Annotated in this window: 8 protein-coding genes; 6 read left to right on the forward strand and 2 right to left on the reverse strand. The window is 35.5% G+C overall.

Features of this window, described 5'->3' with window-relative positions; genetic code table 11:
* Window positions 1-310: 310 nt before the first annotated feature.
* From ACESMA_RS20880 to ACESMA_RS20895, 4 genes are all read left to right on the forward strand, one after another.
* Window positions 311-838: a hypothetical protein gene (locus ACESMA_RS20880; RefSeq protein ID WP_372950819.1), complete on the forward strand. Its 528-nt coding sequence runs from the start codon at window positions 311-313 to the stop codon at window positions 836-838.
* A gap of 519 nt (window positions 839-1357) precedes the next feature.
* Entirely contained in the window at window positions 1358-1744 is a 387-nt protein-coding gene (locus ACESMA_RS20885) for a VOC family protein (RefSeq protein ID WP_372950820.1), read from the forward strand.
* Entirely contained in the window at window positions 1732-2817 is a 1086-nt protein-coding gene (locus ACESMA_RS20890) for an alpha/beta fold hydrolase (protein ID WP_372950821.1), read from the forward strand. Before ACESMA_RS20885 ends, ACESMA_RS20890 begins: the two co-directional genes overlap by 13 nt.
* A gap of 11 nt (window positions 2818-2828) precedes the next feature.
* Complete coding sequence (locus tag ACESMA_RS20895) at window positions 2829-3932, forward strand: alpha/beta fold hydrolase (RefSeq protein ID WP_372950822.1); 1104 nt, start codon at window positions 2829-2831, stop codon at window positions 3930-3932.
* Between the two features lie 22 nt (window positions 3933-3954).
* Here the strand turns inward: ACESMA_RS20895 and ACESMA_RS20900 are convergent, their stop codons facing one another.
* Together ACESMA_RS20900 and ACESMA_RS20905 are read right to left on the reverse strand one after the other, a co-directional pair.
* Entirely contained in the window at window positions 3955-4173 is a 219-nt protein-coding gene (locus tag ACESMA_RS20900) for a hypothetical protein (protein WP_372950823.1), read from the reverse strand.
* A gap of 134 nt (window positions 4174-4307) precedes the next feature.
* Window positions 4308-5540: a PQQ-binding-like beta-propeller repeat protein gene (locus ACESMA_RS20905; protein WP_372950824.1), complete on the reverse strand. Its 1233-nt coding sequence runs from the start codon at window positions 5538-5540 to the stop codon at window positions 4308-4310.
* A 301-nt stretch (window positions 5541-5841) separates the two neighbouring features.
* Between ACESMA_RS20905 and ACESMA_RS20910 the strand changes: the two genes are divergently transcribed.
* Window positions 5842-5985 (forward strand): hypothetical protein, encoded by a 144-nt coding sequence (locus tag ACESMA_RS20910; protein WP_372950825.1) that lies wholly within the window; start codon window positions 5842-5844, stop codon window positions 5983-5985.
* 231 nt (window positions 5986-6216) lie between these two features.
* Window positions 6217-7104 carry a DUF4382 domain-containing protein gene (locus ACESMA_RS20915; protein ID WP_372950826.1) on the forward strand — a complete coding sequence of 296 codons (888 nt, stop codon included), beginning with the start codon at window positions 6217-6219 and terminating at the stop codon, window positions 7102-7104.
* Window positions 7105-7606 lie beyond the last annotated feature (502 nt).

The following is a 7606-nucleotide window of genomic DNA, read 5'->3' on the forward strand; positions in this document are numbered from 1 at the left end:
ACCTTTCATTTTCTTTTTAAGTTGTTTCTTTTGATTGTCAATTTGTTTATTCTGATTCTTAAAATCTTCATAAGTCATCATAGTAGTTTATTTATATATATTATTATTCTGAATTGATATATAGAATAAGCACTAAAAACTTTCTTAATTAAATACTATATGTCTGTCTATAAATATTATATATTGATATAAAAAATAATAAACTTTTTTGATTTTCTGAATATATATATATATGAATTAGAGAGTTTTGATTTGATTACATATTTTGACTCCCTTGGTTAGATTATGTAAGAAAAAAAGAAAAGAAATAATGAGTAAAACTGATTATTACCACTTAATAGAATTACCTGAAATTGTCAATCTTAAGTATAGACAATTACAGAAAAGATTAAAGATTGTAATTGAAAAATATGAATCTGAAAAAGATAAATTATTTAAGAAATCTAATAGGTGGTATATTCATAAGAGTATAGTAGAAAAAGAGTTTAGCAGAAATAGAAACTTACCACCTAACTACAAATTATTTATTACAATCACTACACAGATTGATACTAATAGTGGTTATTGGAGAGTGATAATAAATGAAATAAATAAAAAACTGAAAGAAATAGATAATTCATACAGAATCAAATATGTTATTGAAAGTAAAAATCACAGACAACACTTACATTTCATTACAGATTGTGATAAAAGAAAAGAATTGAAAATTATATTTAAGAAAATACCTGAATTGATTTATCTGAATAAAGTGAATATAGATATTACAACCATTTATGATGAAAAAAAACTACAGAATTATTTTAAGAAACAGAATAAACCAATTTTATTACCAAAATGAGAGTAGTAATTTTGAGTTTTTTTCAAAGAAATTGAAATAAAAACCTCTCTAATTGTCAGCCATCAAAGTTTTTTAGAAATATCTTAAATAGCATCAAAATCATTTATGTTTTTCTGAAACTATAAATGTTATGCTGACAAACATTATCTATTATATTTTTAGTGATATTTTGTTTTTATGATTTTTAATCCATTGATATTCTGATAGATAAAATATAGTTAGTAGTCCAGGTGGGCCCACAGAAATAACACCTAAAAATGAGAAAGTTACAGAAGAAAAATTCTGTGACTCTTTTCTTTTTTTCCAAATCTTGCCAAATTCTTGCCAAGATGGGTTATGTTTTTAGCAGTTCATCTTCAACAATGCTTGATTTGCAGGCAAGTGAAAAATTGATTTGATACAAAACAATTCGTTTTAAATGGATTTTGATGTGACTGAAATATATCATATTTTAACTAACCGAAATCAATATTTTTGTAAGAAAATGCCTGACAACTTGCTTATTCATCTCAATATAAAATGATTAAAGAAGAAAGGTCTGATGATGAATTACCATGGGCTACCCACAAATGGGGCTGGAAGTTCCATCATGTCGGTATTCCAACTTCAGAAATAAAGCCCAATGAAAAGTACCTGCCGCATTTGAAATTTTACACTTCCGGATTTGAACAAAGTCCATTTGGCATTGAATGGATACGGTTTGAGGACGATTGTCCGTTACACGAACGGGTAAAAACCGTTCCGCATGTAGCATTTCAAGTGGACGATCTTGATAAAGAACTGAAACGAAATAATTTTAAAATACTAACTCAACCAAATGCTCCAAGTGGTGGCGTTCGTGTTGCCATGATTGAACACAATGGTGCGCCGGTAGAATTAATCGAATTTTCAAAATGTGCAGAATAGGCTTTATTAATTGGTTGGTCTTTTTTATGGCTGTTGCATGCAGTCAGAACAAAATAAATTCTGCTTCTATCGATGAAGAATTAATGATTCAGGTTCCCGATTCGGAATTATATGTAAGAATGAGAGGAAACACGAAAGGGCCACTGATTATCAATTTGCATGGAGGACCAGGTGGATATTCCGGTATCGACATTAAACTGATGGGACCCGGACTGGAGAATAATTTCCTTGTGGCTTATCTCGACCAGCGCGGATGTGGAAAATCTCCTGAGTGTAAGGACAAATCCATGTTAACTATCGGGCAGTACGTTATGGATTTGGATATTGTAATCGATTCTTTACGAAACAGGTATAATAAAGCTAAGGTTAACCTGATTGGAACTTCGTGGGGCGGAATGTACGGTTTTTTATTCCTGTTAAAAAACCAGGAAAAGGTAAATGCATTTGCATGTATCGATGGAAAAGTAAATAGTCATTATCAAAACACTTTTTTATTGGAATATCAAACAAAAAAAGTTGAGGAACTTTTAAAAAATGAAATTCCTGATGTCAGGAGAACTGAACTTGAAAAAATTTCAAGGGAACTGGAACGAATTCAAAAGGCAGATTATTCTAACTTTTACGAAGACGTAAATTGGATGCTGCATGAAGTTTCTCCAAAACTCGGATTCAATGCTTACTTTGCGGATACTTCAAAAATAATTTCTTTAAATGATGTGCTAAAGGATACGGCTTTACTGAGTTTAATGAAATACACTCCGGACGAATATTTAAAAATTGGCGAAAAGGCTGAATTTGTTAATCAGGCTTTTCTGGATGGCCCGGAATACAATACCACCAATATTGAAAATGATTTACGCTACATTACCATCCCAACTGCTGTTATTCAGGGCGAATTTGATTATGTGGTTGGAACCGGCCATGCTGAATTAATTTTCAATGCACTTACCGGTTTGCCGGAAAACAAAAAAGAACTCCATATTTTGCCTGAAACAGGTCATTGTCCGGCCATCGAATGCCCGGATGCCCTCGCTTTACTATTGGTTCGATTTTTTGAAAAACATTCCATATAATTCAAAAACAGATGAAAAAAGTTACATCGTTCTTGTTCGCAAGCTTACTTATTACAATTTCCTGTCATTCAGTAAACGAACACATAGAATTTGTTGATGAAGAACTAATGATTGCAGTCCCTTCGTCAGAGCTTTATGCCAGGATGCGAGGAAATCCTGACGGAGCATTGCTGGTTAATCTGCACGGTGGACCAGGCGGTTATTCCGGCATCGATATAAAACTGATGGGGCCGGGGCTGGAAGATAAGTTTTTAATTGCCTATCTCGACCAGCGGGGATGCGGGAAATCATTGGAATGCAAAGATATTTCCATGCTGACTGCGGAGCAATATGTTGAGGATTTGGACATTGTAATTGACACTTTGCGTAACCGTTATCAGAAAGAAAAAGTAAGCCTGATGGGCACTTCATGGGGTGGGATGTATGGTTTTCTCTATTTGCTGATGGACCAGAGTAAAGTAAATGCTTACGCGTGCATTGATGGAAAAGTGAACAGTCATTACCAGAACCACTCTTTAATTGATTATGAACTGAAACTTATTAATGAATTTTTGAATGATGAAATGACTGAAGAGCGGAAAAATGAATTGGAAAAAATTCAACGTGAACTGACACGGATTAAGGAGAGCGATTTTGCACAGTTTCATACCGATGTGAACCGCATGAAACACGAATTTCCACCTAAACTTGGATTTAATGCTTACTTTGCTGATACTTCCAAAATCATTTCGCTGAACGATGTTTTGGCGGATTCTGCCTTAATGGCCCTGATGAAATATACAAAAGAAGAATACCTGCAGGTAGGGGAAAAAGCTGAGGTTGTGAACGAAGCTTTCCGGAACACACCCTCATACAACAATATGAACATTGAAAGTGAGTTGTCCCGGATTACTACGCCAGTTGCGGTTATTCAGGGTGAAAAAGATTTTGTGGTGGGGGTAAAACATGCTCAGTTGATTTACGATGCTCTGAATAATCTTACGGAAAATAGAAAGGAACTACACATTTTGCCAAACACCGGCCACTGTCCCGCCATCGAGTGCCCGGATACCTTAAAAAGTATTCTGGTTGAGTTTTTTGAAAAGTATCCCGCAGGAAAACCAAACGGGAAGTAAATAGTCGCTCTGATTTTTAAAATTAATCGAGGTACCTAAAATCAATTGCAACGGCCATTTCCTCATCTTCAAGAAGAAATTGCCTGACACCATTTTCTTTAACAACAAAATCTGTCTGACACGGATTAAACCTGAATTCTTTGAGCAAAATTCTTTTGTCTGCACCATTTTCTGCTGGCTGAACTGAAAATCGAATAAACCACAACTTATTGTCCATGGCAATAATTGGCCAACTTTTCATCAGATGTATTTCTTTGGGATATCCTGAATCTATATTATATCAAATGCACTCACTAATTAACTATACAAATTCATCGGAATTATAATTGGTATTGTATAACTGAAATGAAAAAGTGCCTTTCTTTTCTATCAGTTTCAGTTTTCTCCTATACAAAACAAATGCTTTTCTCCTCTCAAATAAATTTTCCCATTGCTGATGGCCGGTGAGGCGTTCATCCTTTCGCCAATGGAATTTTTTGCAACAACTTCGAATGATTGACCTGGTTTGATTACTGTTATCACACCATCATCGTTGGGCATATACACCAGACCATTGGCCAAAACGGGTGACGAATACTGCCTGCCCAGATTTTCTTCCCACAAAGTATTCCCTGTGTTTACATCAATACAATGCACCCTTCCGTTGGTCATGGTGCTTAAAAGATAATTGCCGGTTGTAACTGGTGAGGGAACGTAATAAGCCCCTTTTGTGGTTCGCCAAACAACTTTACTATCGGTAACATCGCCTTCTCCGTCGGGGTGAACAGCCAGCAAATGCCGTTGCGGCCAGGCACTGCTTACAAGCAACAAACCTGTTTCTTCGTTATAAACCGGACTGGAGCAAAAATCTTCTGACGGTCCGCTAATAAACCAGTATTTCAATCCGTTATCCGGGTTATAAGCGGCAATTTCCTGGTTTCCCAAAAATATAAGTTGTGTTTTACCGGCCAGCTCCCTGATAATTGGTGTACTGAAACTATGTGCTTTATTGGGGTGTAAAACGTTCCAACTAATTTGTCCGTCTGTTTTATTTAGCGCAGCCAAAAAAGAATCGCCTTTACTGTTGCCGTTAATAATCACTTTGTTGTTATAAAGAATGGGAGAACAACTGTATCCGTGCGGACTGGAGAATGTTCCCGGGCGCTGCATCCAAACCTGGTTCCCCGAAAAATCATAAGCTGCCACTACAACATCGTCACCATCCAGAAACGACAGGTAAACAAGTTCTCCATCAGTAACCGGTGTTCCGGAAGCATGGCTGTTATCGGAATGTTTGTCTTCCCACGTACCTTTAACCACTGTTTTCTGCCACAATAATTCACCACTCAGGCTATTGAAACAAAGTAATACTTTCTCTTTAGTTTCAGGAAAAGCCGTTAAGGTAAAAAGCCTGTCTTCCCAAACAATCGGGGAAGAATGGCCAACTCCGGGAACTACGTTCTTCCAGATAATGTTTTTGGTGGAATCCCATACAACCGCCAAGTTGGTTTCGGTGCTTGTGCCATCGCCATTTGGACCGCGCCAGCCAGGCCAGTTTTGGGCTTTGCCAACGAACGGGAAAACAATTAAAAATACAACTAACAAACTTAGAAATTTATTTGCGGTCATTTTATTAAATTTTATTTTTTACCTGAAAATGAAACTCCCTAAAAATAGAAAAATTTCTGAATGCAGAATTTCGAAATCAAATAACTATTTATCCTCTTTAAAAAGTCGGTGAAATAATTCAAGGAATCAAACAGGACTTTGCAAATTGATAACGAATTACCGTTTTGATAAAGGTCCAAAATTTAAAGTCGGACATAAATTACTAATTAAGAAGGCTTTGTATTTTGTGCATTTATGCGCACGGAATTTGTTTTATAAGAAATAGCAACTGTTTAGAAAACATTCTAAAATTTATAATGCCATGAAAAATAAATTCAAAAGCAGAAACAAAAATGATAACAATCCGGCATATCGTAGTTATTCAAACCGGAATCACAGTTATTCGTTATCGCACGACAAATTTGTTGTGCCATGGCAATTGGAAGAAAAAAAAGTGGCGAAATAGGTCAAAACGCCTGATAATATGAATTATAATGAATTTTTTTCTCAAATTCAATTAAAAAAAGAAAACCAAAATTTTTTATCAAAATGATAATCGATTTACTTTTTGATAAAAATCAAGTTTCACAACAATCAAACAATCTCTTTGATTCTATGGAGAATACGAAAAGGAAAAATAAATTGCACAGGAATTGCATTAAAAAGGTCAACAAAAAATTCTAAAAAAAGAAACATTATGAAACATCTGAAATTATTTATCACAGCAATTATTTTAAGTGTACTTGCATTTTATAGTTGTAACCAGGAAGAAATCAGTTTGGAAAACAAAGGGCGACTCAATGTTTACATTACTGATGCTCCTTTTCCTATTGATTTGGTGGGTAGTACTGTCGTTACAATCGATGCAGTTGAAATCAGGAAGAAAGTTGAATTTGAAGGGGAAGAAGATGATTCCTCGTTTATCATGTTAGCCGAAGGATTAATGGAAATTAATCTGCTTGAACTTACCAACGGGGTTACTGAACTCCTTGCAACTGCCAACCTTAATGTTGGTACATACGACGAAATTCGGTTGCATGTGGTTGATGCCACTGTCACACTGAAGGACGGTTCGGAATACAATTTGAAAATACCAAGTGGCACATCAAGCGGTTTAAAGATTAAAGTACAACCGGCAATAACAATTGACGAAGGCCAAACCTCAGATGTATTACTCGATTTTGACTTAAACAAATCGTTCGTGGTTAAAGGAAACCTGGGTGGAAAAATTGGTGGTTTTATTTTTAAACCAGTTGTAAGAGGTGTTTACATGGGCGCAGCAGGCCGTATTGAAGGAAATGTATCTGATACGTTAGGTAATCCCATTGAAAATGCCTGGGTAAAACTTTGGAATCCGGAACTTGATGATGATGGAGAGTTAACTGAATTTGATGATGACTCACTGATCATTTCAACATTTACCGATTCACAAGGCAATTTTAAATTGATTGGACTTTTACCTGGCACTTATGTTTTAACAACTGAAGTTGCTGGTTACAAAAATGGTCTGATAGAAGACATATCAGTAACAGCAGGAAATGTAACCACAGCTACTTTTCAACTGGAAGACGAAAACGAAGAATAACATTATCCGAAAGGAGAAAATTGCTTTTTGAAGAAAAAACGAATTTATACTCACTCCTCAACGGTTTTATATTTGGAAGGTCCAACTGCGGCCTTCCTTTTTTTTAACAAAAAAGGCTACAACGCTGCAACCTCAGTTTTTGAGCGAGAAACCCCGACAAGTTTGTCGGGACAGGCGGGACTCCCCGTCTGGCCGCGCAGCCGGACAGGGAACCCAGTGGATATAATCCTCGTAGTTGAAATTAGAAATATTATGAACAAAAAAGAAGAATTTTTTATTTATTCATCTTCCCACCAATTTACTACCATAGACCCCTTTTTTATCATATACAACATCAGGCTTCTGTGTTTTTCATCAGTTCCCGGAAAATCCAGAAAATCATTAACAATCTTTTCAGTCAAATTTTGTAACAATAACCTGGTTTGTAGTTTGGTTTGAATTTTCAAAAAAACTAATGCTTTTGGTTTTTACTAATCGTAAATTAAATCTCTTCCGACATTTC

The sequence above is a fragment of the Mariniphaga sp. genome (genome assembly GCF_041687215.1).
GTDB lineage: Bacteria > Bacteroidota > Bacteroidia > Bacteroidales > Prolixibacteraceae > Mariniphaga.